20 protein-coding genes are annotated in these 24,679 nt (G+C 60.0%); 18 read left to right on the forward strand and 2 right to left on the reverse strand.

Annotated features, from left to right (window positions below):
• Position 1 precedes the first annotated feature (1 nt).
• The 12 genes from MSNKSG1_RS00120 (at position 2) to lpxC (ending at position 14,493) form a co-directional block, all read left to right on the forward strand.
• Entirely contained in the window at positions 2-1,486 is a 1,485-nt protein-coding gene (locus MSNKSG1_RS00120) for a UDP-N-acetylmuramoyl-L-alanyl-D-glutamate--2,6-diaminopimelate ligase (protein ID WP_008937191.1), read from the forward strand.
• Positions 1,483-2,874 carry a UDP-N-acetylmuramoyl-tripeptide--D-alanyl-D-alanine ligase gene (locus MSNKSG1_RS00125; RefSeq protein ID WP_008937192.1) on the forward strand — a complete coding sequence of 464 codons (1,392 nt, stop codon included), beginning with the start codon at positions 1,483-1,485 and terminating at the stop codon, positions 2,872-2,874. Before MSNKSG1_RS00120 ends, MSNKSG1_RS00125 begins: the two co-directional genes overlap by 4 nt.
• Complete coding sequence (gene mraY / locus MSNKSG1_RS00130) at positions 2,859-3,944, forward strand: phospho-N-acetylmuramoyl-pentapeptide-transferase (protein ID WP_008937193.1); 1,086 nt, start codon at positions 2,859-2,861, stop codon at positions 3,942-3,944. The genes MSNKSG1_RS00125 and mraY overlap by 16 nt, the downstream gene beginning before the upstream one ends.
• Positions 3,945-3,959: 15 nt before the next feature.
• The gene (gene murD, locus MSNKSG1_RS00135) at positions 3,960-5,300 is read left to right on the forward strand and encodes a UDP-N-acetylmuramoyl-L-alanine--D-glutamate ligase (protein ID WP_008937194.1); all 1,341 of its coding nucleotides are present in this window, start codon (positions 3,960-3,962) and stop codon (positions 5,298-5,300) included.
• Positions 5,300-6,499 (forward strand): putative lipid II flippase FtsW, encoded by a 1,200-nt coding sequence (gene ftsW / locus MSNKSG1_RS00140; protein WP_008937195.1) that lies wholly within the window; start codon positions 5,300-5,302, stop codon positions 6,497-6,499. Before murD ends, ftsW begins: the two co-directional genes overlap by 1 nt.
• Positions 6,492-7,577, forward strand: a complete 1,086-nt coding sequence (gene murG / locus MSNKSG1_RS00145; protein ID WP_008937196.1) for an undecaprenyldiphospho-muramoylpentapeptide beta-N-acetylglucosaminyltransferase — start codon at positions 6,492-6,494, stop codon at positions 7,575-7,577. The genes ftsW and murG overlap by 8 nt, the downstream gene beginning before the upstream one ends.
• The gene (gene murC, locus MSNKSG1_RS00150) at positions 7,570-9,015 is read left to right on the forward strand and encodes a UDP-N-acetylmuramate--L-alanine ligase (protein ID WP_008937197.1); all 1,446 of its coding nucleotides are present in this window, start codon (positions 7,570-7,572) and stop codon (positions 9,013-9,015) included. The genes murG and murC overlap by 8 nt, the downstream gene beginning before the upstream one ends.
• Complete coding sequence (locus tag MSNKSG1_RS00155; RefSeq protein WP_008937198.1) at positions 9,008-9,982, forward strand: D-alanine--D-alanine ligase; 975 nt, start codon at positions 9,008-9,010, stop codon at positions 9,980-9,982. Before murC ends, MSNKSG1_RS00155 begins: the two co-directional genes overlap by 8 nt.
• On the forward strand, positions 9,975-10,814 hold the full coding sequence (locus MSNKSG1_RS00160) for a cell division protein FtsQ/DivIB (RefSeq protein WP_008937199.1): 840 nt from the start codon (positions 9,975-9,977) through the stop codon (positions 10,812-10,814). Before MSNKSG1_RS00155 ends, MSNKSG1_RS00160 begins: the two co-directional genes overlap by 8 nt.
• A gap of 35 nt (positions 10,815-10,849) precedes the next feature.
• Entirely contained in the window at positions 10,850-12,085 is a 1,236-nt protein-coding gene (gene ftsA / locus MSNKSG1_RS00165; protein ID WP_008937200.1) for a cell division protein FtsA, read from the forward strand.
• A 96-nt stretch (positions 12,086-12,181) separates the two neighbouring features.
• Positions 12,182-13,342, forward strand: a complete 1,161-nt coding sequence (gene ftsZ, locus MSNKSG1_RS00170; RefSeq protein ID WP_008937201.1) for a cell division protein FtsZ — start codon at positions 12,182-12,184, stop codon at positions 13,340-13,342.
• 233 nt (positions 13,343-13,575) lie between these two features.
• Positions 13,576-14,493: a UDP-3-O-acyl-N-acetylglucosamine deacetylase gene (lpxC, locus tag MSNKSG1_RS00175; RefSeq protein ID WP_008937202.1), complete on the forward strand. Its 918-nt coding sequence runs from the start codon at positions 13,576-13,578 to the stop codon at positions 14,491-14,493.
• Between the two features lie 11 nt (positions 14,494-14,504).
• Here the strand turns inward: lpxC and MSNKSG1_RS00180 are convergent, their stop codons facing one another.
• Positions 14,505-14,927, reverse strand: coding sequence for a DciA family protein (locus MSNKSG1_RS00180; RefSeq protein WP_008937203.1), 423 nt, complete (start codon positions 14,925-14,927; stop codon positions 14,505-14,507).
• Between the two features lie 256 nt (positions 14,928-15,183).
• Here MSNKSG1_RS00180 and MSNKSG1_RS00185 point away from each other — a divergent pair, with 256 nt between their 5' ends.
• The 6 genes from MSNKSG1_RS00185 (at position 15,184) to ribA (ending at position 22,660) form a co-directional block, all read left to right on the forward strand.
• Positions 15,184-16,119 carry a M23 family metallopeptidase gene (locus MSNKSG1_RS00185; protein ID WP_008937204.1) on the forward strand — a complete coding sequence of 312 codons (936 nt, stop codon included), beginning with the start codon at positions 15,184-15,186 and terminating at the stop codon, positions 16,117-16,119.
• Positions 16,120-16,301: 182 nt separating this feature from the next.
• Positions 16,302-19,043, forward strand: coding sequence for a preprotein translocase subunit SecA (gene secA / locus MSNKSG1_RS00190; protein WP_008937205.1), 2,742 nt, complete (start codon positions 16,302-16,304; stop codon positions 19,041-19,043).
• Between the two features lie 110 nt (positions 19,044-19,153).
• On the forward strand, positions 19,154-20,371 hold the full coding sequence (gene argJ, locus MSNKSG1_RS00195) for a bifunctional glutamate N-acetyltransferase/amino-acid acetyltransferase ArgJ (protein WP_008937206.1): 1,218 nt from the start codon (positions 19,154-19,156) through the stop codon (positions 20,369-20,371).
• 1 nt (position 20,372) lies between these two features.
• Positions 20,373-21,356, forward strand: coding sequence for a Nudix family hydrolase (locus MSNKSG1_RS00200; RefSeq protein ID WP_008937207.1), 984 nt, complete (start codon positions 20,373-20,375; stop codon positions 21,354-21,356).
• A gap of 81 nt (positions 21,357-21,437) precedes the next feature.
• Positions 21,438-21,917: a cyclic pyranopterin monophosphate synthase MoaC gene (gene moaC / locus MSNKSG1_RS00205; protein WP_008937208.1), complete on the forward strand. Its 480-nt coding sequence runs from the start codon at positions 21,438-21,440 to the stop codon at positions 21,915-21,917.
• A gap of 131 nt (positions 21,918-22,048) precedes the next feature.
• Positions 22,049-22,660: a GTP cyclohydrolase II gene (ribA, locus tag MSNKSG1_RS00210; protein WP_008937209.1), complete on the forward strand. Its 612-nt coding sequence runs from the start codon at positions 22,049-22,051 to the stop codon at positions 22,658-22,660.
• A 69-nt stretch (positions 22,661-22,729) separates the two neighbouring features.
• Here ribA and dxs read toward each other — a convergent pair whose 3' ends face one another.
• On the reverse strand, positions 22,730-24,652 hold the full coding sequence (dxs, locus tag MSNKSG1_RS00215; protein WP_008937210.1) for a 1-deoxy-D-xylulose-5-phosphate synthase: 1,923 nt from the start codon (positions 24,650-24,652) through the stop codon (positions 22,730-22,732).
• Positions 24,653-24,679: the final 27 nt, after the last annotated feature.

Raw genomic sequence — 24,679 nt, forward strand, 5'->3', positions numbered from 1 at the left:
TATGTGCATCGCATCTCTCAGCACGTTGTTACATGGCATCGTTGAAGTGCCGTCGGTATTTGACGTCACTATCCACGGTCTGCAGACGGACAGCCGAACGGTGCGGTCCGGAGACGCATTCGTCGCGCTGGCCGGTGCCCGAACGCCGGCTGACCACTATGTCGACAAGGCCATCGAGGCCGGTGCGACGGTGGTGTTGCTGGAGTCCGATGAAACTTTGCAGTGCACGGAACACCACGGCGCCCTCATCGTCCCGGTTGCAGGTCTGCGTCGGGAGTTGGGAAGGATTGCCGATCGCTTCTTCGAGCACCCGTCCCAGCGTCTGCGTCTGATCGGTGTGACCGGTACCAATGGTAAAACGTCCGTCTCACAATACATTTCGCAGTTGCTGAAGGAGACGGGCACACCCTGCGGTCTTCTGGGTACCCTGGGTTATGGGATGCCGGACGCCCTGCAGCCGGCCACGCATACCACGCCGGATGTTGTTCAGGTCAACCGGGTGCTCTCACAGATTTTGCGCCAGGGTGGTCGAGCGGCAGTCATGGAGGTGTCTTCCCATGCCCTTGATCAGGGACGCGTGGACCGGATCAGCATGACCGGAGCGGTATTCACCAATCTGACCCGGGATCATCTGGACTATCACGGCACCATGGAAGCGTACGGAGAGGCCAAGGCCAAACTGTTCTTCCGCGAAGGCCTGCACTTTGCCGTTATCAATTTCGACGATCCTTTCGGACGGCAGCTTTACGAGCAGCTTGAAGGGAAGTGCGACCGGGTGCGGTACAGCCTCCACGAGGCGCAGACCGAGCTGTGGTTGAAGGAGTTCACTCCCACCGACGAGGGATTCGTGGCATCTGTCGATGGCCAGTGGGGCGCTTTCGAGATTCATGTGCCGATCATGGGTAGCTTCAACGCCAGTAACACGCTGGCAGCCATGGCCTCAGTCTTGGCTCTGGGTGTGCCGTTGGAGCGCGTCCGGACGGCGGTCAGTCGCCTGCAGCCGCCCCCGGGGCGTCTTGAATGCTTTTCGGGGGGAGATGGCGTCCGCGTCGTCGTGGATTACGCCCATACCCCGGATGCCTTGTCGAATGCCTTGTCCGCCCTTCGCATGCATGTGGCGGGGCGCCTGATCTGTGTCTTTGGCTGTGGCGGCGATCGGGATAGCGGAAAGCGGCCCGAAATGGCCAAAGAGGCCGAAGCCCTCGCCGACCAGGTGATTGTGACCGATGACAATCCCCGAAGTGAAAGTCCGGATGCCATTACCCGGGACATTATGGCCGGGTTTGTTCATCCGGAGCGGGTAACGGTGATCCACGACCGTGCGCAGGCGATTGCAAACGCTATTGATCTGGCGAGTAAGGACGACCTGGTACTGATCGCCGGTAAGGGGCATGAGGCCTATCAGGAAGTGGCGGGCCAGAAGTTGCCGTTCAGTGACACCGAACAGGTACGGCATCGCTTGAACCTGAATGGAGGTGTGGCATGATGCGCGCCTTTTCACTGGCAGAGGCCAGTGCCTGGGCCGGTGCTTCCAGTCGTGCGGGGGACCTGACAGGCACCCGTTATACGGGCGTGTCGACAGATACCCGTTCGTTGTCTCCCGGCGACCTGTTTGTGGCGTTGCGGGGCGAGAATTTTGACGGCCACCGATTCCTTTCTGCGGCCCGTGATGCCGGAGCCGTGGCGGCGGTCGTGGATGTCGAGGACGACAGCGTCGACCTGCCGCAGTTGGTGGTTGGCGACACGGTACAAGCCCTGGCTCGTCTGGCAGCCGGCAACCGGGACGCCAGTACCGCTGAGCTGGTGGCGGTCACGGGCAGCAGTGGCAAGACCACGGTTCGGGAAATGACAGGAGCCATTCTGTCAACCATGGGACCCACGTTGGTTACTGAGGGCAACCTGAACAACCACATAGGGGTGCCACTCACGCTCTTCCGTCTCGCGCCGGAGCACCGTTACGGCGCCATAGAGCTGGGTGCCAGCGGGCTGGGTGAAATTGCCCATACCGTAGCGATCACCCGTCCGCAGGTCGTGATACTGACCAACGCAGGGCAGGCGCACCTGGAAGGATTCGGCAGTTACCAGAACATTGTTCTGGCAAAAGGCGAAATTATCGAAGGTGTGACCGAGGGCGGCCTGGTCGTTCTCAATCGTGACGACCCGGCGTTTGACCAGTGGCTGAATCGCGCCGGAGATCGTCGCGTTGTCAGTGTAAGTCGGCTGGGGCATCCGGATGCCGACTACCGAGTGACGGATGTGTCAGTAGCGCGCGACGGTCAGGCGTTGACCGTGGCTGGTCCGGACAACTGGCAGTGCCGCCTGACGGTGCCACTGCCTGGCGACCATAACCAGATCAATGCGCTGCTGGCGATTGCCGCCACCCGGGACCTGGGGGCGAGCGACGCGCAGATACGGGAAGGGCTGGAGAATGTGCGTCCGGTTTCCGGACGGTTGCAGAGTCTGGAACTCAGCGATCGTCTGACGGTGATTGATGACAGTTACAACGCGAACCCCGCGTCCATGAAGGCCGCATTGGCGGTGCTCGCGGGCAGGGAAGGCCGGCTAATGGCGGTGTTTGGCGCGATGGCCGAGCTGGGGGAGCAGGCCCGAGAACTGCACGCCGAGGTCGGTGCCTGCGCCCGGGAATTGGGGATTGACCGGTTGCTGGTTGTTGGCCCCGGGTGTGAGGGCTATGCCGATGGGTTCGGCCAGGAAACAGAAACATTTGAGGATCACGAAACAGCCGTCAACGCAGTGGTCAAAGGGCTGAACGAGCCGACGACTGTCCTGGTGAAGGGTTCTCGCAGTTCCGCCATGGATCGCGTGGTGGAGGGAATAAAAGAAAAGGTGAATGACGCATGCTGCTCTGGCTGACAGAGGTACTATCCCAATATTTTTCCGAACTGGCAGTGTTTCAGTATCTGACGCTGCGCGCGATTCTGGGAATCCTGACGGCGTTGCTGATCTCCCTCGTGATCGGACCGATGATGATCCGGAAGCTCAGCCAGTACCAGATCGGCCAAGCGGTGCGTGACGATGGCCCCCAGACACATCTGAGCAAGGCCGGAACCCCGACCATGGGTGGTGCACTGATCCTGGTCGCCATAGCTGTCAGCACTCTGCTCTGGGCCGATCTCAGCAATCGCTATGTCTGGATTACCCTGCTGGTCACGCTTCTGTTCGGGGCCATCGGTTGGGTGGATGACTACCGCAAGGTGGTTGAGCGCAATCCGCGGGGGTTACCGGCGCGCTGGAAATATTTCTGGCAGTCGGTTATCGGAGGCGGGGCTGCCGTGTTCCTGTATTTCAGTTCGTCGTTGCCACAGGAAACGTCACTGTACCTCCCGTTCATCAAGAACGTTTCGCTGACCCTCGGGCCGGTGTTTTTTATCCTGCTGACCTACTTCGTCATCGTTGGCAGCAGTAACGCGGTGAATCTGACAGATGGACTGGATGGGCTCGCCATCATGCCCACGGTGATGGTGGCCGGTGCCCTGGCCATTTTCGCGTATGTATCTGGCCACGCCCAGTTTGCCAACTACCTGCTGATCCCCCACCTGCCCGGCACCGGGGAGCTCATCATTTTCTGTGGTTCGCTGGTCGGTGCAGGGCTGGGGTTCCTCTGGTTCAACACCTATCCGGCGCAGGTGTTCATGGGCGATGTCGGCGCGCTTGCACTGGGAGCTGCGCTGGGCGTGGTGTCCGTCATCGTCCGGCAGGAAATCGTGCTGTTCATCATGGGTGGCGTTTTTGTCATGGAAACGGTCTCGGTCATCCTGCAGGTGGCATCGTTCCGCCTGACCGGTCGCCGGATTTTCCGGATGGCCCCTCTGCACCACCACTTTGAATTGAAGGGTTGGCCAGAACCGAGAGTTATCGTGCGGTTCTGGGTCGTTACGGTTGTTCTGGTACTGATTGGCCTCGCCAGTCTGAAGATACGATAGGACTTTGCTTCTGCTATGAGTGTCATCGCATCGGATCGTCGCACATTGGTGGTAGGGCTCGGTAAAACCGGGCTCTCCTGCGTGCGTTACCTGTCGGCTCAGGGCAGGGAGATCGTTGTGGCTGACAGCCGGGACAATCCGCCCGGAATCGATGAGCTGCGCTCACGGTATCCAGAAGTGCCGGTGCATCTGGGACCATTCAACGCTGAGCAGTTCGCCACATTCAACGAACTGGTCGTCAGCCCGGGTATTGCGATTGCCGAGCCGGCGATCGCCTACGCCGCTCAGCACGGAGCCCGCATCCGCGGCGATATCGACTTGTTCGCGGAGGCCGCTGATGCGCCGATCATTGCCATCACCGGTTCCAACGGAAAGACCACCGTCACCACGCTCGTTGGCGAAATGGCCCGGGCTGCGGGCCGGAATGTGCAGGTCGGCGGCAATATAGGTACACCCGCATTGGATCTTCTGGGCCAGGGCGCGGATCTTTACGTGCTGGAATTATCCAGTTTCCAGCTTGAAACCACTGAAGAGCTCAATGCGCTGGCGGCGACCGTTCTGAATGTCAGTGATGATCACATGGACCGGTATCCGGACAAGATGGCGTATTTCCAGGCCAAGCAGAGAATTTTCCGGGGGGCGAAAAACGCCATCGTCAACCTCGACGATGCGCTCAGTACCCCGATGGCCCGGGATACTTTGAGATTCCTGTGTTTCGGCTTCCATCGCGTGAACCCGGATACCTTCAGTACCCGGGACGATGATCAGGGAACCTGGATTACTTTCGGACTTGATAACCTCCTGTTGACCAGTGAGCTCAAACTGATGGGCCACCACAACGTCAGCAACGTCATGGCGGCGCTGGCCCTGGGCCATGCGGCGGACTTCCCGATGGCTGTGATGCTGGAGGTCGTCCGGAATTTCCGTGGGCTTCCGAACCGCTGTGAATTTGTCCGTTCGCTGGATGACGTTGACTATATCAACGATTCCAAGGGAACCAACGTAGGCGCCACCGTTGCCGCGATCGAGAGTCTTGTGCCGGATCACGGCAAGGTTGTGTTAATCGCCGGCGGCGATGGTAAAGGCGCTGATTTTTCTCCGCTGGAGGCGCCGGTCACGCTGCACTGCCGCACTGTGGTCCTGATCGGGCAGGATGCGGAGCGCATCGCGGAGGTCATCGGTTCTTCCGTTCCGGTAAAGCAGGCAACAACCCTGGCCGAGGCGGTGACTGAAGCCCGGGCGGCGGCCCGTCCCGGTGATCGGGTGCTGTTGTCACCCGCGTGTGCCAGTTTCGATATGTTCCGTGATTACAACGATCGCGGAGATCAGTTCCGGCAACTTGTGGAGGGCCTGTGATGTCACTTGAAGCCAGCCTTCCCATCCAGAACCGGTGGTTTGCCAGGTTCGAGCCGTTGCCGATGCTGATGATCAGCGCAATCGCCCTGATGGTGATTGGCGTCGTGATGATTTCTTCAGCCTCGATGGATATGGCCGCGGAGACCGTCGGCAACAGTTATCACTATGTGATTCGTCAACTGCTGTTTGCCGTGATGGGCTGTGGTCTGGCGCTTTTGGCCGTGAATGTGCCGGTCAGTTGGTGGGAGCGCAGCGGCTGGCTGCTGCTGTCGATTGGCCTGGTCGTGCTGGTGCTGGTGCTTACGCCGCTTGGGCGCACGGTGAATGGTTCAACGCGCTGGATTCCGTTCGGACTGTTCAATGTCCAGGTGTCTGAGGTGGCCAAGCTGTGCCTGATTGCCTATCTGGCCGGATACGTGGTCCGGCGTCGGGAAGAATTGCTGAACACATGGCCGGGCTTTCTCAAACCGTTGCTCATTCTGGGGGTTGCCTCTTTCCTGCTGGTCACGGAACCGGATTTCGGGGCCACGGTGGTTCTGGTCTCGGCGTCCGCCGGCATGATTTTTCTCAGCGGCGTCCGTCTCAGCCGGTTTGTGCCTCTGATCATCACGCTGATTGTATTGGGCGCGTTGCTGGTACTGACCCAGCCGTACCGGATCAAGCGGGTCGTGAGTTACCTGGATCCCTGGAAGGATCAGTTCGACAGTGGCTATCAGTTGACCCAGTCGCTGATTGCCTTCGGTCGGGGCGAGTGGTTCGGCGTCGGGTTGGGCAACTCGATTCAGAAGCTGTTCTATCTGCCCGAGGCCCACACGGACTTCATTTTCGCCATTGTTGCGGAAGAGTTCGGCTTGATCGGATCGCTGATTGTGCTCGGGCTGTTCACGATTCTGGTGACGTCCGGGCTGGTGATCGCCCGTCGCGCTGAAAAGGCGGGGATGCCGTTCGGTGCGTGTTTTTCCTATGGCCTGAGCCTGCTCATAGGCTTGCAGGCGGGCATCAATATGGCCGTCAGCACAGGTCTGCTTCCGACCAAGGGCCTGACGTTGCCGCTGGTCAGCTACGGCGGATCAAGCCTCATGGTGAGCTGCATCTGCATCGGGGTCCTGGCTCGTGTCGAGATGGAGCGTCTCGACAAGGTACGGCTGGATCGCGAGAAAACCGGGTCGTCCAAACGGGGAGGTGCGCGTTATGAGTAACGCCCGGCGCTTCCTGATGATGGCTGGCGGCACCGGTGGCCACGTGTTCCCGGCACTGGCCACGGCCCGCGCGCTGCAGGCTCGCGGACATGAGGTGCATTGGCTCGGAGCCAGAGGAGGAATGGAACAGCGGCTGATTGGTGACACCGATATTCCCCTGTCCCTTATTCACATTTCCGGGCTTCGGGGCAAGGGCAGACTGGCGCTGTTGCTCGCACCGTTCCGGCTGATGCGCGCACTCGGTGAGGCCTTTACCATCGTTCGGCGGGTCAAGCCGGACTGTGTGGTGGGAATGGGCGGCTTTGTCACCGGCCCCGGCGGTGTGGCCGCCTGGATCACCCGCACGCCCCTGGTGGTTCACGAACAGAACGCCATTGCCGGTATGACCAACCGGATCCTGGTGCGGTTCGCGGAAACAGTATTGGAAGCCTTTCCAGGCAGCTTCGGTGCCGACGTCATCACCCGGTGCACCGGCAATCCGGTGCGCCAGGATCTGGCGGACCTGCCGGCTCCGGAAGCCCGCATGGGCGATAGGAACGGCCCGCTCCGTGTTTTGGTGGTCGGCGGTAGCCTGGGGGCTCAGGTCTTTAATGAGCGCCTGCCCGAAGCTTTGGCGTTGATCCCGGAGGATCGACGTCCAGAGGTGCGTCATCAGTGTGGCGAAAACAAATACGATGCCACCGCCGAAGCCTATGAGGCGAGTGGCGTATCAGCCCGGGTGGACCGGTTTATCAAGGACATGGCGGAAGCCTACAGTTGGGCCGATGTTGTGGTGTGCCGGTCGGGTGCGCTGACGGTGTCGGAGCTGTGTGCCGCTGGGATTGGTGCAGTGCTCGTGCCGTTCCCGCATGCCGTCGACGATCACCAGACGGCCAATGCCCGTCAGATGGTCGATGCCGGGGGCGCGATCCTGATACCACAGCCAAAACTGACAGCGACGGTGTTGGCGGAAACCCTGGAAGACCTGGCGGGTAACCGGTCACGGGTCATGAATATGGCGAAGGCCGCGCGCACGCTGGCCCGCCCGGATGCAACGGAGAGAGTCGTGAATTACTGTCTGGAGGCCGCCAATGGCTGATGCAACGAATCCGCCACTGGTCTATCAGGTGCCTGAGATGCGCCGGATCCGTCATATCCACTTTGTGGGTATTGGCGGCGCCGGCATGAGCGGCATCGCCGAGGTGCTGAAAAACCAGGGCTACGAGGTTTCGGGGTCGGACCTGAAGGAAGGCCCGGTCACCGATCGCCTCAAGGCGCTGGGTGTCGATGTTCAGATCGGCCATCGAGAAGAAAACAGTGCCCGGGCAGATGTAGTCGTGGTGTCCACGGCCGTTGCCTCCGACAACCCTGAGGTTGTCTCTGCCCGCAGCCGACGGGTCCCGATCGTTCCCCGTGCCGAAATGCTGGCGGAGATCATGCGTTACCGCCACGGAATCGCGGTCGCCGGCACCCATGGCAAGACCACGACGACCAGCCTGATTGCCTCGGTTCTGGGCGAGGCGGGTCTGGACCCGACGTTCGTAATCGGTGGAAAGCTCAACAGTGCCGGAACCAACGCGCAGCTGGGCGGTTCTCGCTACCTGGTTGCGGAAGCGGACGAAAGCGATGCGTCGTTCCTCCACCTCACGCCTGTGATTTCCGTGGTGACCAACATCGAAGCGGATCACATGGACACCTATGGCGGTGACGTCGAGAAGCTCAAGCAGACGTTCGTGGATTTCCTTCACAACCTGCCTTTCTATGGCGTGGCAGTCATGTGCGTTGACGACGCGTACGTGCAGGAAATCATTCCCCGGATTTCCCGGGCGATCATTACCTACGGCATCGAGAATCCGGCGGCGGATTACCGCGCCGAGGGCATTGTCTCGGATGGCCTGAAGACCCGTTTTGTCGTGAAGCGCCCCGGCGGTCGCAGCGACCTGTCTGTAGAACTCAGGATGCCCGGGCGCCACAACGTGCTCAATGCCCTCGCGGCGATTGCGGTGGCGACTGACGAAGGCGTTGACGACGATGCCATCTGCGAAGGGCTGTCCGGATTTGCCGGTGTCGGCCGGCGCTTCCAGGTATACGGGGATTATCAGACACCGAAAGGCACCGTTACGCTCATCGACGATTACGGACACCATCCCACCGAAGTGGAAGCCGTGATCCGGGCTGCCCATGATGCCTGGCCGGAGCGCCGCCTGGTGATGTTGTACCAGCCTCATCGTTATACCCGGACCCGGGACCTTTACGAGGATTTCGTGCGTGTCCTGTCCGAGGTGGATGCGCTTTTGCTGATGGATGTGTATCCGGCGGGCGAACCGGCGATTCCGGGGGCCGATGGACGATCTCTGTGCCGCAGTATCCGCCAACGGGGCAAGGTGGAGCCGGTGTTCATTGAAGACAATCGGGAAATAGAAAGTCTGTTGGCCAATGTGCTTCAGGACGGCGACCTGCTGATTACCCAGGGCGCCGGCGATATTGGTGGTGTAGCTGCGCGTCTGGCCGCAGCGGGAGTTATGTCCGGTGAGTGATACGCACCATAACGACATTGCGGCGTACCAGGCGGATCCTGCCCTGACGCGTCGATTTGGCAGGGTCGCCGTGTTTATGGGCGGAGACTCGGCCGAGCGGGAGGTATCCCTGAAGAGTGGGAAGGCCGTGTTGTCCGCCCTGCAATCGGCAGGCGTTGATGCCTTCGGCGTGGATGTGCGGGGTTGCCTGCTGAAAACCGTAGAAGATCCCGACTTCGACCGTGTCTTCATCGCATTGCACGGGCGTGGCGGCGAGGACGGTACGATTCAGGCCATTCTCGCCCAGGCGGGCATTCCCTATACCGGGAGTGAGATGCTGGCGTCGGCACTGGCAATGGACAAGCTTCGCACCAAATACGTTTTTGAAGGTTGTGGCTTGCCAACCCCGCGGTTCCGGGCCATGGCGTCGGTTGAGGAGGCGAAGAAAATTATCCGCGAACTGCGGGCGCCACTGAGCGTAAAGCCGGCTCATGAAGGCTCGAGTATCGGGATTCGCAAGGTGACCACCGAGGCGGAATTGGTCGAGGCCTACACCGAGGCCGCCGCCATGGATGACCTGGTGCTGGTTGAGGAGTGGATCGAAGGGCCGGAATTTACCGTCAGCCTGCTGCAGGACCGGGCTCTGCCCGCAATCGGTCTGAGTACCGATCACGTGTTTTACGACTACGACGCAAAATACCTGGCAGACGACACCAATTACCGGATTCCCTGCGGACTGGCGCCGGATGACGAGGTCCGCCTGCAGCAACTGGCCCAGGATGCGTTTCGGGTTGTGGGATGCCGCACCTGGGGCCGCGTGGACATCATGCAGGATGCCGACGGCCAGTTCTGGTTGCTCGAAGTGAACACCGTGCCGGGCATGACGGACCACAGCCTGGTGCCTATGGCGGCCCGTGCCGCCGGCATCAGCTTTGAGGAACTGGTGGTGCGCATACTCCGTGACACCCTGGAGGACGCGAATGATTGAGAACCTGCTGATCCGGAGCCGGGCGATTCCGTCCGAGCCGCCTCGGCGTCGGGGGGCGACCTCCGTCGGACCCGAGCGGGACCGGTTTGGCGCGGTTCGGGCTGTTCTGCAGGCGGTACCCTGGCTGCAGGTCGGGCTGGGTGCAGTGATCGTGCTGCTTGCCGGCCTGGTGCCCTGGGGCACAGGCAAGGTTCTGGGTGCCATGGATCAGCAGATCATGGCCATTGATGTGAACGGTGATTTTATCGGCGACAGCCGAACCGCCATTGAGCGTCAGGCGGGCAGATGGATTGGCAAGAGTTATTTCGCAACGGATCTGTCAGAGATCAAGGCGGATCTGGAGCAGCGGCCCTGGGTCGAATCGGCGGCGGTTCGGCGCGTGTGGCCGGACCGGCTGGTGGTCGACATCCGGGAGAAGAAACCCCTGGCGTACTGGACGGATGGTCGCCTGGTCAGTCGCAAGGGCGAACTTTTCCGCCCACCTAATCCGGAGGTTGCCGGATCGCTTCCGCGGCTTTCCGGTCCGGATGAGCGGGTCCGGGATGTGATCAAGATGGGACAGACGATCAGTGACCGGCTGGTTGCTCACGGCCTGGGTTTTGCCGGGCTGTCTCTGGAAGCACGCGGCGCCTGGAGCCTGAAACTGGCCAATGGCATCGACGTCGAGCTCGGTCGCGATCAGGTCAGGGACCGGTTTGACCGGTTCCTGACAGTGTATGAAACCCGACTGGCGTCCCGGTCGGATGAAGTCAGTCGGATTGATGCCCGTTACACCAATGGCGTGGCGGTGCAGTGGAAGCAGGCAAAAGGCGCTTCCGGACCGAATTCTTAGCAACTCAACGACAGACCCTAGGTTTGGTGGAACACATGTCATCGGTTGAAACGGAAAACATGATAGTTGGACTCGACATCGGAACCTCGAAGGTGGTTGCGATCGTGGGCAAGCGCAAGATGGACGGCACCATTGAGGTCGTCGGCATCGGCTCCCACCCTTCGCGGGGGCTCAAGCGTGGCGTCGTGGTGAATATTGAAACCACCGTTCAGGCTATTCAGCGGGCCGTCGAAGAAGCCGAACTGATGGCAGGCTGCCGTATTCACTCGGTCTACGCGGGAATCGCGGGCAGCCACATCAAGAGTCTCAACTCCCATGGGATTGTGGCGATCCGTGATCGGGAAGTGACCCAGGCTGATATCGATCGGGTCATCGACGCGGCCCAGGCAGTGGCGATTCCGGCAGACCAGAAAATCCTGCATATCCTGCCCCAGGAATTTGTCATTGACAGTCAGGAAGGCATCAAGGAACCCATGGGGATGTCCGGGGTCCGGCTGGAAGCCAAGGTGCATCTGGTGACCTGTGCAGTGAATGCTGCCCAGAACATCGAGAAATGCGTGAAACGCTGTGGCCTGGAGGTCGATGACATCATTCTCGAGCAGCTGGCTTCCAGTCACGCGATTCTCACCGAAGACGAAAAGGAGCTCGGGGTCTGCGTCGTGGACATCGGAGGCGGTACCACGGACATCGCAGTGTTCACCGGAGGCGCCATTCGCCATACCGCGGTCATTCCGATCGCCGGCGACCAGGTGACCAACGACATTGCCATGGCCCTGCGCACACCGACCCAGAATGCCGAGGAAATCAAGATCAAGTACGCCTGCGCGCTGACCCAGCTCGCAGGCGCCGATGAAACCATCAAGGTGCCCAGCGTGGGGGATCGTGCCCCACGGGATCTGTCCCGACAGGCGCTCGCCGAAGTCGTCGAGCCCCGTTACGAGGAGCTGTTTACTCTGGTCCAGTCAGAGCTGCGCAGATCCGGATTCGAGGACATGATTCCCGCGGGCATCGTGATGACCGGCGGCTCCTCCACCATGGAAGGCGTGGTGGAGCTGGCCGAAGAGATCTTCCACATGCCGGTCCGGCTCGCCTCTCCGCAGGCGGTCTCCGGTATGACGGAAGTGGTCAACAACCCGATCTACGCCACCGGCGTGGGGTTGCTGATCCACGGCTTCCGCCAGATGGATCTTGGGCGGGCGCCAGTGCTCAAGGGGGAGGACGCCCCCACGCTGTTGGAGCGCATGAAGGCCTGGTTTACCGGTCATTTCTGACGGACCGGGCAGGAAGTACACGAAGGTATCTCGAAAACACAAATCTCGAATAAACGGCCTGTAAAAGGCCGAAAACAGCACGAAGGAGTAGGGGAAATGTTCGAACTAGTCGATAATGTCCAGCAAAATGCTGTCATTAAAGTCGTTGGTGTTGGTGGAGGCGGCGGAAACGCCGTTCGTCACATGCTCAGCAGCGACATTGAAGGTGTGGAATTTATCTGCGCCAACACGGATGCCCAGGCTCTCACCGATATGGATGCTCGTCAGATCATCCAGCTGGGCGGAAATATCACCAAGGGGCTTGGCGCTGGTGCCAACCCGGAAGTGGGCCGTCAGTCGGCTCTCGAAGATCGCGACCGGATCGCCGAAGCGCTGCAGGGTGCTGACATGGTCTTTATTACCGCCGGAATGGGTGGTGGAACCGGAACCGGTGCAGCGCCGATTGTGGCCGAAGTGGCTCGCGAGCTTGGCATCCTGACCGTTGCCGTGGTTACCAAGCCCTTCATGTTTGAAGGCGGCAAGCGGATGAGTGTGGCTGAAGCCGGTTTGCAGGAGCTCGAGGAAAGCGTCGACTCGCTGATCACCATTCCCAACGAGAAGCTGCTGGCAGTGATGGGCAAGAAAACCAGCCTGCTGGATGCTTTCGCGGCCGCCAATGATGTGCTGCTGGGTGCCGTTCAGGGCATCGCTGACCTGATCACTCGCAACGGTATGATCAACGTCGACTTCGCCGACGTGAAAACCGTGATGTCCGAAATGGGCATGGCGATGATGGGTACGGCCCGGGCCACCGGCGAAAACCGTGCGCGCGAAGCGGCCGAAGCCGCCGTTCGAAGCCCGCTGCTGGAAGACATCAACCTGCAGGGCGCCAAGGGTATCCTGGTCAATATCACGGCGGGCATGGATCTCAACCTGGGCGAGTTTTCCGAGGTTGGCGATATCGTGCGCGAATTTGCTTCCGATTCCGCGACGGTTGTCGTGGGTACCGTCATCGATCCGGAAATGACCGACGAGCTGAAGGTAACGGTCGTGGCTACTGGCCTCGGTGGTGATCGTGGGGAGAAGCCTACCAAGGTGGTGGACAACACCCGTACCCTGGATGGCAAGACCGATTACAACCAGCTGGACCGGCCGGCAGTTCTGCGTCGTCGTGCCGTGTCGAACGGTAATGTGGCGATTGATCAGAGCAAAGAAAGCGAGGAGCAGGGCGTGGACTATCTCGATATTCCCGCATTCCTCCGTCGCCAGGCTGACTGATAATCTGTCGCACTTGTGGTTTGGCCTGAATAGCCTGGGATCCATTTCGCTGTTTTGAGCGAAAAATGGAACCACTCAGGCGAAAACTGCGTGCGGCTGGGTGCCGATTGTAGGCTTTGTGTAAATTCGGGGCCGGTGGGTCCTGGTTAAATGGTACTCAGTCTTATTTTCTGATATTCTCCGGGCGGATTTTTGCCCAGAATATCGCCATTTTGTGACGGAATGATGAACCGATGATCAGACAACGGACACTCAAAAATACCATCCGGGCTACCGGCGTGGGCCTGCATTCGGGCGAAAAGGTGTACCTGACGCTCAAGCCGGCACCGGTTGACTCAGGCATCATCTTCCGCCGTACCGATCTGGACCCGATGGTCGAGATCCGTGCCTGCGCGGAGAATGTAGGTGAGACCATGCTGTCCACGACGCTGGTAAAAGACGGTGTCCGTGTGGCAACAGTAGAACATCTGCTGTCGGCCATGGCTGGTCTCGGTATCGACAACTGCTTTGTGGAACTGAGCGCTTCTGAAGTGCCGATCATGGATGGGTCCGCCGGACCGTTCGTGTTCCTGCTTCAGTCCGCCGGCATTGCCGAGCAGGAAGCTGCGAAGCGTTTCATTCGCATCAAGCACGAAGTCAGCGTGGAAGAAGGCGACAAGAAGGCGACGTTCCTGCCGTTTGAAGGCTTCAAGGTCAGCTTCGGCATCGACTTCGACCATCCCGTCTTCAAGGGACGGGCGCAAACCGCCACCGTGGACTTTTCCAGCACGTCATTCGTGAAGGAAGTTTCCCGGGCGCGCACCTTCGGCTTCATGCGTGATATCGAGAAGCTTCGGGCGATGAATCTTGCTCTGGGCGGATCTGTCGACAATGCCATCGTGGTCGACGACTACAAGATCCTCAATGAGGACGGTCTTCGCTACGACGATGAGTTCGTCAAGCACAAGGTGCTCGACGCCATTGGCGATCTGTATCTGCTGGGCAACAGCCTGATCGGTGAATTCCGCGGCGTGAAATCCGGTCACGATCTGAATAACAAGCTGCTCCGCAAACTCAGGGCTGAAGAGGACGCCTGGGAAGTGGTGACCTTCGACGATGAAGCCACGGCTCCTATTTCCTATATGAAGCCCGTCCTTGCGGCGCAGGGCTGAGGCGGGAGGCCTCAGTTCCTGACGTGGCTTGCGAGTTTTTCGAGAACCTCGCGTAAAGCTTTATCCTTCGTGTGCCCGGCTTCTTCCTCGAGAAGCCGGGCATTTTCTTTGCTCAATGGCTGTTTCTCGACCTTTCGATGCTCCCGGAACCTGGGGGGTGCGACCTTGACCCTGAGCTTCCAGACGAAACGGAACAGCTCATGCTGCCGAACGTTCTCCATGATCTCGTGCTGACGAAAGCGTATCTGGCTCGCCCTTGAGCTGTTTTCCGCCGAGAGTACCAGTTCTCCCTCCTCGCAACTCAGAAACCGGACACCGGTTTTAAGGTCCTCCGGCAGCGCCTCCAGAATCTGGGATTCGGCACTTCGGTGCAGCTCCGCCCGGGCAACAAGGGATTTGAGAGCAGGGGATCCCTCAAATTTGTCAAAGCTCATTTTTTGCTCACTTTTTGTCCACCCTGTCGTGTTTTTGCTCGACGCTCAGGTTAACGATTGGTTACACTTCGGCACGGTTTGTGCGTAGTGCCGGTATGTCATTCGTTCTACATTGACAGTATCGTGTATGTCCAGCGGGCGCTACGATCATTTGACGCGTAGCTGTTGCCACGGATCGGCAGCCCTTCGGAGATTCCGGGTCGCAACACTACAGGATCAGGCGTGCGACTCCCCGATGAAAACATCAGAAGACACTATGAACATTATCCTCGTTGGCAAGCACCATGGTAAATCCCGGGTGTTGGCCCTGAACGGTAAACTGGCAGTTGGATTGGGCGGGCTCGCGCTGGGTCTGCTGGTCGCTGCCGGGTGGGGAGGGTACCAGGCTGCGGTAAGTCAGGCAGAGGCGGCCGAGCCGACGCCCTCCGAGTTAGTCGAGCATTGGCAGTCAAAGCTCAGTGACCAGAAACAGGAGCTTGCCCAGGTCCGGGAAGACGCCCAACAGCAGATTGATGCGCTGACACTTCGTCTTGGCGAAATGCAGGGACGTCTGCTTCGTCTGGATGCTCTGGGCCAGAGGTTTGTCGAGTCCGGACTGGTGGCCAGTGAGGAATTCGATTTCAGTGAGCCGCCGGCGGTGGGTGGCCCGGAAAGTTCCTCCCTCAAGGATTCCTACTCTATTCCGGCGCTGACCGACATGATCGACCGGCTGGACAATCAGCTTTCCGACCGGGAACAGCAGTTGCGGCTGCTGGACAAGCTGGCCTCCCGCAAGAAGATTGAGGACGAACGATATGTCGAAGGGCGTCCGATCACCTGGGGATGGTTGTCATCCAACTACGGTTATCGTACCGATCCGTTCAACGGCAAGCGCGCCTGGCACGATGGTGTGGACCTGGCCGGCAAGGAAGGCAGCGATATCATCGCGGTAGCGGCTGGTGTCGTGACCTGGGCGGGCGATCGCTATGGTTATGGTAATCTGGTGGAAATCGACCACGGCGATGGCCTGACCACGCGTTACGGGCATTGCAAGGAAGTGGAGGTCAAGGTCGGTGATGTTGTCCAGAAAGGGCAGGTCATCGGTCTGATGGGCAGCACCGGCCGGTCAACGGGACCCCATGTGCATTTCGAAGTGCGTAAAAACGGTCGCTCCACCGATCCGAGAAAGTATATCGCCCGGGCCGATCACTGATCGCCCTGGCTCCTTCGCCCTCCCGACATTCGCGCGGCACAGGGCAGTTTCGGCCCATTAATGGGCAAGTCGTTGGCATTCCATGAGTTATAACATCGCACTTGAGATGTGCGCCTTTTGTCCTGTCGGAAAATAAGGTTAGAATGCCGGCTTCCTTCGTTTAATTAAAGAAGCAGTGGTCTATGTTCACAAAGCTTGCAACTAAGATGTTCGGCAGTAAAAATGCCCGTGAAATCAAGAGGATGCGGAAGTCTGTCGCGCGCATCAATGAACTTGAAGAGCAGTTCGGGAATTTCTCCGATACAGAGTTGCAAGGAAAGACCGCAGAGTTTCAGCGTCGAATCGCCGACGGTGAGAATCTGGATGCCATCCTGCCCGAGGCATTCGCCACGGTCAGGGAGGCCAGTCGCCGGGTCATGGGCATGCGGCATTACGATGTCCAGTTGATCGGTGGTATCACGCTGCATGAAGGGCGCATCGCCGAGATGAAGACCGGGGAAGGCAAGACCCTGGTGGCGACGGCTTCGGTTTACCTCAACGCATTGGCGGGCAAAGGCGTCCATGTGGTGACCGTAAACGACTACCTGGCGCGCCGTGACGCCGAATGGATGGGTAAACTCTACCGCTTCCTCGGTCTCCAGGTGGGTGTTGTGGTCGCCGGTCAGTCGCCCGAAGAGAAACGAGCGGCCTACCAGGCGGATATCACCTACGGGACCAACAACGAATTCGGTTTTGACTACCTGCGCGACAACATGGCGTTCAGCACCGACGACAAGGTACAGCGCGGTCTGAACTACGCGATCGTCGACGAGGTGGACTCCATCCTGATTGACGAGGCCCGGACTCCGCTGATCATTTCCGGTGCCGCCGAGGACAGCTCCAAACTGTATCAGGCGATCAATGCCCTGGTGCCGAGTCTGGAAAAGGGCGAGGCTCCGGAGGACGGTGAGCCCACCGGCGATTTCACCATTGATGAGAAAACCCGCCAGGTCGAGCTGACTGAAGCGGGCCACGAGAAAGTGGAAGAGCTGCTGCTCAGCCGAGGCCTGCTGAATGAGGGCGAGAGCCTGTATTCGGCGTCCAACCTGAGCCTCCTGCACCATGTCCACTCCGCGCTCCGTGCTCACCATCTGTTCCAGAAGGACGTGGATTATATCGTCCAGGGCGATCAGGTGGTCATTGTTGACGAACACACCGGTCGGACCATGCCGGGGCGTCGTTGGAGCGAGGGCCTTCACCAGGCCATCGAAGCCAAAGAGGGCGTGAAGATCCAGGCCGAAAGCCAGACACTGGCTTCCACCACCTTCCAGAACTATTTCCGTCTGTACGACAAGCTGGCGGGCATGACCGGCACCGCGGATACCGAGGCGTTCGAATTCCGGGAAATCTACGGACTGGACGTGGTGGTGATCCCGCCCAACAAGCCCATCCAGCGGATTGATTACAACGACCTGGTCTATCTGACCCAGGAAGAGAAATTCCACGCCATTATTGATGAAATCAAGGATGTGACGGCGGAAGGTCGCCCGATTCTCGTGGGCACAGCCTCTATCGAAGCGTCCGAGCTTCTGTCCATGCTCCTGAAAAAGGCTCGGATTGATCACAAGATCCTGAACGCCAAGCAGCACGAATCGGAAGCGCTGATCGTGGCCCAGGCGGGCCGGCCGGGCGCAGTCACCATCGCCACCAACATGGCGGGACGTGGTACCGATATTGTGCTTGGCGGTAACTGGGAATTCGAAGCCGCGGCGATGGAGAATCCCACCGACGAGGAGATTGCACGACTGAAGGCGGAATGGACTGAGCGTCACAATCAGGTCCTCGAGGCGGGCGGCCTGCACATTGTCGGCACCGAACGCCATGAATCCCGCCGTATCGATAACCAGTTGCGGGGCCGTGCCGGTCGTCAGGGGGATCCGGGTTCTTCCCGCTTCTTCCTGTCGCTGGAAGACAACCTCATGCGGATTTTCGCCCCGGATCGGGTGAAGAGCCTCATGCAGGCCATGGGCATGAAGAAGGGCGAAGCCATCGAGCACCGTATGGTGACCAATGCGATCGAGAAATCGCAGCGTAAGGTCGAGGGTCGCAACTTCGACATGCGTAAGACCCTGCTCGAATACGATGATGTGGCGAACGATCAGCGGACCGTGATCTACGATCAGCGTAACGAAGTCATGTCGTCTGACGACATTTCCGACATGGTCAAGACCATCCGGGAAGATGTGGTCAATGAGGTGATCAGCGAGTACATCCCGCCCCAGAGCATGCCGGAGCAGTGGGACGTATCCGGCCTGGAAGCCCAGCTGCAGTCCGAAATGGCGATCGATCTGCCCATTCAGCAATGGCTCTCCGAAGACAGCAAACTCTATGAAGAAAGCCTGCGAGAGAAGATTCTGGCCGAGGTGGTTGCCGCCTACGACGCCAAGGAGGAGATCGCAGGACCGGAGGCAATGCGCAAGTTCGAGAAGCAGGTCTTCCTGCAGGTTCTCGACACACTCTGGAAAGAGCATCTCTCCAACATGGATCACCTGCGCCGCGGGATTCATCTTCGTGGCTACGCCCAGAAGAACCCCAAGCAGGAATACAAGCGCGAGGCCTTCAACCTGTTTGAGGATATGCTCGAGACCATGAAACGGGACGTGACCCGTATCCTCTGTCACGTTCGGGTTCAGACCCCGGAAGAGATGGAAGAGGTCGAGCGTCGTCGGAAAGAGGAACTGGAGAGAGAGCTCGCGCGCGCCCGTCTGCGTCATGACGAAACCAGCGCAACCGCCGAAAGCGAGAGCGAGGGGGACGTTGAGGGGCGTCAGCAGGGAGCCACTCCGGAGACCTTCGTTCGCCAGGAACGAAAGGTCGGACGAAATGAACCCTGTCCCTGCGGGTCCGGCAAGAAGTACAAACAGTGCTGCGGCAAGGTTAGCTGACACCGAGGCACGATCAGCCAGCTGCATTGGCCCGCAACCCGGTTTCACCCGGGCTGCGGGTTTTTGCGTTATGAACGTTTTGTATCAGTATTCAGAGAAGGAGATGCACCATGGCGGTAGGTCCAGGTACCCTGCCTGAGTTTTTCCCGGTCCCGGGAATCCGGTTGGGCATAGCCAGCGCGGGTATCAAAAAGCCGGGCCGAAAGGATCTGGTGGTGTTTGAACTCGCCCCGGGAAGCCGGGTGGCCGGGATTTTTACCCGCAACCAGTTCTGTGCGGCACCGGTGACCCTCAGCCGTCGCCATCTGTCGCTGGCCTCGCCCCGCTACCTGCTGATCAATACCGGCAATGCCAACGCCGGAACCGGTGCGCAGGGCATGGAAGATGCGATCGCCTGCTGTCGGGCACTGGCCGATCAGGCCAGCATCAGCATGGAAGAAGTCCTGCCATTTTCCACCGGCGTGATCGGTGAACCGCTGCCAGTCACGAAAATCGTCAATGCCTTGCCGCAGGCCCTGGAGGCTGTCTCGGGGGATCGCTGGGCGGAAGCGGCCAGCGGCATCATGACAACCGATACCCGGCCGAAAGGGGCAAGCCGTCAGGTGGAGGTGAACGGGCGGACTGTCACGATTTCCGGGATCAGTAAAGGCGCAGGGATGATTCGTCCGAATATGGCGACCATGCTGGGTTTTATCGCCACAGATGCGCTCATTGCGCCCGATCTCCTGCAGTCCCTGGCTTCTGGTCTTGGTGAGAAATCCTTCAACCGGATCACGATCGATGGCGATACGTCCACCAATGATGCCTGTATGTTGATGGCATCCGGCCAATACGGCGGCCCGGAAATAACCGCTGACAGTCCGGATCTGGCCGCATTGCGGGATGCGCTGGAGCAGGTCTATCTGGAACTGGCTCACGCGATTGTGCGCGATGGAGAGGGCGCCACCAAGTTCGTGACCATCGACGTAAGCGGTGCGGCCAGTCAGCAGGAGGCACTGGATGTGGCGTACACGGTTGCCCATTCGCCACTGGTGAAAACGGCCCTTTATGCCTCTGATCCGAACTGGGGTCGGATTCTGGCGGCTGTGGGGCGAGCGGGTGTTTCCGGGTTGGATCTCAATGCTCTCGAAATCTATCTGGGCGACGTTTGCCTGGTGCGCCATGGCGGCCGGGCCGAAGACTATTCCGAGGAGCGAGGGCAGGCGGTGATGGATCGCGAAGAAATTACCATTGCCATCGACCTCAAGCGGGGCGATGTCCGCGAAACGGTATGGACCTGCGATTTTTCCCATAATTACGTCACCATCAATGCGGAATACCGGACCTGACATGACGAAAGCGAATTCGTCCGGGCGGGAGGTCCATGTGGCAGTTGCCGTTATCGAGCGACGGGGCCGGATACTGATTGCGCGCCGGCCGGATCATGCCCACCAGGGCGGCCTGCTGGAGTTTCCGGGGGGCAAGGTCGAGCCCGGAGAGACGGTTCAGGCGGCCCTGATTCGCGAAATCGCAGAGGAAACGGGCCTGAAGGTCCCGGAGGACTCCCTGGCACCGGTCATCGGGATCCGGCACGACTATGGCGACAAGCGGGTTTTTCTGGACGTGTGGCACACCCGGGATGCCATTGGAGAGGCCGAGGGCCGGGAAGGCCAGCCTGTTGACTGGCTCGATCCCTCGGAACTCCGGGACGATCAGTTCCCGGCCGCCAATCGGCCCATTATCCGGGCCCTGCGCCTCCCAGGTGTTCTGGCGATCAGCGGCCCGTTCGATGAGCCGCGCAAAGGATTGGAGATACTTGAGAGCAGTCTGGCTGTGCTCGATCCCGATGAGCCGGCCATGGTGATGCTCCGTGCGCCCGATTTAAGCGAAGACGCCTACCTCGCGTTTGCCGAACAGGCCGTCAGACGTTGTCGTGAACTCGGGCACTTGCCATTGCTTCACGGCCCGGCCGAACGCTATACCCGAATACCTTCGGCGGCCGGAATTCACCTGCCATGGCGCGAGGCCCGGACCCTTGAGTCGCGACCGGTGCCGGTCTCTGCCTGGTTTGGCGTTTCCTGCCACGACGAGGCGCAGCTGGCTCATGCCGCAGCCCTCGGTGCGGATTTCGCCACCCTTGGCCCGGTATTGCCGACAGAAAGTCATCCTGGCCAGCCGGCCCTGGGCTGGCCCCGGTTCCAGTCACTGGTTGCCCGTGCCACGCTGCCGGTCTACGCCCTCGGCGGCCTCGGGCCGGAAGATGTGCCCCGGGCCAGAGAGCTTGGAAGTCAGGGCGTCGCCGGGATCCGGTACTGGTGGCGTGAATCCGATTGATATCAATGCCTGAGTTCCGAGTTTCGTTACACTGGACATCACACTGTCCTGCCATTCCCTGAATGCCAATCTGGAGGCACCATGAGCCAACTGACCCATCTCGACGACAAGGGCGAAGCCCGAATGGTGGATGTCACCGATAAGGCCGTTACGGAGCGGGAAGCCCGGGCTGAAGCCACGATTCGTATGGCGCCGGAAACCCTGAGGATGATTATCGAGGGGGAGCACCCCAAGGGCGATGTCTTTGCCACGGCCCGGATCGCCGGCATCATGGCTGCGAAAAAGACCCACGAGCTGATTCCCCTGTGCCACAGCCTGAATCTCACTTCCGTGAAAGTCGAGCTGGCACCGGGCGATGACGGCGCGTCGGTACATATCCTGACCCGCTGCAAACTCTCCGGACAGACGGGGGTAGAGATGGAGGCGTTGACTGCGGCCAGTGTCGCCGCCCTGACTCTCTATGACATGTGCAAGGCTGTCGATCGCGGTATGACGGTGGACGGTGTGCGTTTGCTGGAGAAAAAAGGGGGGCGCAGCGGACACTGGGTCGTCGGTTCGTGATCCGGGGTCCTCGGTCTCCCGTACCAAGCGGTGCATTGATCGGCGCCACGGGACTCTGGGCAGGACTACGCCAAGTTGCCGGCCCCGTGGTAGAATGCGCGCCCCGATTGACTGAACCACGAGGATAGACTGTGGCTGTTCGTTACATCCAGACCTGCCGGCTACCGACCCCGTTCGGGGTATTTGATATGCACGGTTTCGAGGAACCGGACACCGGTAAGGAGCACGTCGCCCTGACCCTGGGTGATCTGGAGAGTGACGAGCCGATGCTGGCCCGGACCCATTCCGAGTGCCTGACCGGCGATGCCTTGTACAGCATGCGATGCGATTGCGGTTACCAGCTGGAAGAGGCCTTGCGGAGTATCGCCCGGGAAGGCCGGGGTGTCTTGCTCTACCTTCGTCAGGAAGGGCGCGGTATTGGGTTGCTCAACAAGATCCGGGCCTACCACCTGCAGGATCAGGGAGCCGATACCGTGGAGGCCAATGAAAAGCTCGGATTTGCCGCCGACCTGCGAGACTACAGTATGTGTCGGGATATGCTGGGGCATCTGGGGATTCGAAGCCTCAGGCTGATGACGAATAATCCCAGGAAGGTGAAAGCCCTGGAGTCCTACGGTATTGATATCGCTCAGCGGGTTCCACTGCACGTCGGTCGTAACCCGCACAACGAAAATTACCTGAATACCAAGCAGAGCAAGCTCGGCCACTGGCTGGAAACGCATCAGGACGACGACCCGGAGTGATCGGGATAGACGCCTCAGGCCTTATTAAAAAGCCCGCACTCAGTGCGGGCTTTTTTGATGGGAGGCGGGTTACTTCACGGCCTTGAGCCGGACGTGTTGAAGACGTTTGGCGATCCGTTCCCGTATGCCCTCTGCGTCCAGTCCGCAATCTGAAAGCAGCTCGGCATGTTTCCCGTGGTCGATAAACGTGTCCGGCAAGCCCAGCTGCAGAACCGGCTGGGAAACTTCCCGGCCGTTCAGGAACTCCGTCACGGCGCTGCCGGCGCCGCCGGCCACGACGTTTTCCTCGAGCGTCACCAGCAGGTCATGCTGCTCTGCCAGTTCAAGGACCAGTGCTTCGTCGAGAGGTTTGACGAAGCGCATGTCCGCTACGGTGGCGTCGAGAGCCTCGGCCGCCTCCAGCGCAGGGGCCAGCAGTGTGCCGAAGTTGAGAATTGCGACGTTGGTGCCTTCCCGAACCCGACGGCCCTTGCCCAGCGGAAGCGGGGCAAGAGTCGGTTCTATCTCGGCGCCGGGCCCGGTTCCCCGGGGGTAACGGACGGCGGCGGGACCCTCGAACAACATGCCGGTGTGGAGCATTTGCCGGGTTTCATTTTCGTCCGACGGTGTCATGACCACCATGTTGGGAATGCATCGCAGATAGGAAATATCGAACGCGCCGGCGTGGGTCGGTCCATCCTCACCCACCAGGCCCGCACGATCGATCGCAAACAGAACGTCAAGGTTCTGGATCGCGACGTCATGAATCAGCTGGTCGTAGCCGCGCTGGAGGAACGTGGAATAGATGGCAACGACAGGCTTGGCTCCGTCGCAGGCAAGCCCTGCGGCGAGGGTGACCGAGTGTTGTTCGGCGATGGCGACGTCGAAGTAGCGGTCGGGGAAGCGCTGTGAAAAGGCCAGCAGATCCGAGCCCTCACACATGGCCGGCGTGATACCGACAATCCGTTCGTCCTGCTCCGCCGCGTCGCATAGCCACTGGCCGAACACATTCGCGTACTTGGGGCGTGACGGCGTGCTCTTGACCGGCTCCGGCCGGGTTGGCGGCACCGGTTCGATCTTGTTGATGGCATGGTAGCCGATCGGATCGGCTTCGGCCGGGGCAAATCCCTTGCCCTTGGTGGTGACCACATGCAGGAACTGGGGACCGTCCAGCTCACGGATGTTTTCCAGCGTTTCCACCAGCAGGGGCAGGTCATGACCGTCGATCGGCCCGATGTAGTTGAAACCGAGTTCCTCGAACAGCGTTCCCGGTGCGATCATGCCCTTGAAATGCTCTTCGGTCTTTTTCGCCAGTGCCATCAGGTGCGGGGCACCCTGAAGCACCTTCTTGCTGCCATCCCGAACCTGGTTGTAGGTCCGGCTGGAGAGGAGCTTGGCAAAATAGTTGGACAGTCCGCCCACGTTCCGGGAAATGGACATGTCGTTGTCGTTGAGTACCACCAGCATATTGGCGTGCAGGTGGCCGGCGTGATTCAGCGCTTCGAACGCCATGCCGGCGGTCATGGCACCATCGCCAATGACGGCAATGCTCTTGCGGCCGGTGTTCTGCATGCGGGCCGCGATCGCCATGCCCAGGGCTGCGCTGATGGACGTGCTCGAATGCCCCACGCCAAAGGTGTCGTATTCGCTTTCGGCCCTTTTCGGAAAGCCGGCCAGTCCACCTTTCCTGCGAATCGTGCCCATCTGTTCGCGACGTCCGGTCAGGATCTTGTGAGGATAGGCCTGATGCCCGACGTCCCACACCAGACGGTCTTCCGGGGTATTGAATACATAGTGCAGGGCCACGGTCAGTTCCAGAACCCCGAGCCCCGCACCGAAATGGCCACCGGTCTGTCCGACCGACCAAAGCAGAAACGCCCGGAGTTCGCGGGCCAGCTGAGTCAGCTGCTCTGGTGGCAGCTCACGCAATTGTGCCGGTACCTCGATCCGGTCCAGCAGCGGCGTGTTTGGCCTCTGCAAGGGAATTTCCCTGAATGTATATGTGTCCTGCATTTGCTCGGGTCTTTTGGAGTCGTCCAA

It is taken from the genome of Marinobacter santoriniensis NKSG1 (assembly GCF_000347775.1).
Taxonomy (GTDB): Bacteria; Pseudomonadota; Gammaproteobacteria; order Pseudomonadales; family Oleiphilaceae; genus Marinobacter; species Marinobacter santoriniensis.

Coding starts and splice junctions, on each gene's coding strand:
- MSNKSG1_RS00120 (WP_008937191.1), top strand. CDS start 2: ATGTGCATCGCATCTCTCAGCACGTTGTTACATGGCATCGTTGAAGTG.
- MSNKSG1_RS00125 (WP_008937192.1), top strand. CDS start 1,483: ATGATGCGCGCCTTTTCACTGGCAGAGGCCAGTGCCTGGGCCGGTGCT.
- mraY (WP_008937193.1), top strand. CDS start 2,859: ATGCTGCTCTGGCTGACAGAGGTACTATCCCAATATTTTTCCGAACTG.
- murD (WP_008937194.1), top strand. CDS start 3,960: ATGAGTGTCATCGCATCGGATCGTCGCACATTGGTGGTAGGGCTCGGT.
- ftsW (WP_008937195.1), top strand. CDS start 5,300: ATGTCACTTGAAGCCAGCCTTCCCATCCAGAACCGGTGGTTTGCCAGG.
- murG (WP_008937196.1), top strand. CDS start 6,492: ATGAGTAACGCCCGGCGCTTCCTGATGATGGCTGGCGGCACCGGTGGC.
- murC (WP_008937197.1), top strand. CDS start 7,570: ATGGCTGATGCAACGAATCCGCCACTGGTCTATCAGGTGCCTGAGATG.
- MSNKSG1_RS00160 (WP_008937199.1), top strand. CDS start 9,975: ATGATTGAGAACCTGCTGATCCGGAGCCGGGCGATTCCGTCCGAGCCG.
- ftsA (WP_008937200.1), top strand. CDS start 10,850: ATGTCATCGGTTGAAACGGAAAACATGATAGTTGGACTCGACATCGGA.
- ftsZ (WP_008937201.1), top strand. CDS start 12,182: ATGTTCGAACTAGTCGATAATGTCCAGCAAAATGCTGTCATTAAAGTC.
- lpxC (WP_008937202.1), top strand. CDS start 13,576: ATGATCAGACAACGGACACTCAAAAATACCATCCGGGCTACCGGCGTG.
- MSNKSG1_RS00180 (WP_008937203.1), bottom strand. CDS start 14,927: ATGAGCTTTGACAAATTTGAGGGATCCCCTGCTCTCAAATCCCTTGTT.
- MSNKSG1_RS00185 (WP_008937204.1), top strand. CDS start 15,184: ATGAACATTATCCTCGTTGGCAAGCACCATGGTAAATCCCGGGTGTTG.
- secA (WP_008937205.1), top strand. CDS start 16,302: ATGTTCACAAAGCTTGCAACTAAGATGTTCGGCAGTAAAAATGCCCGT.
- argJ (WP_008937206.1), top strand. CDS start 19,154: ATGGCGGTAGGTCCAGGTACCCTGCCTGAGTTTTTCCCGGTCCCGGGA.
- MSNKSG1_RS00200 (WP_008937207.1), top strand. CDS start 20,373: ATGACGAAAGCGAATTCGTCCGGGCGGGAGGTCCATGTGGCAGTTGCC.
- moaC (WP_008937208.1), top strand. CDS start 21,438: ATGAGCCAACTGACCCATCTCGACGACAAGGGCGAAGCCCGAATGGTG.
- dxs (WP_008937210.1), bottom strand. CDS start 24,652: ATGCAGGACACATATACATTCAGGGAAATTCCCTTGCAGAGGCCAAAC.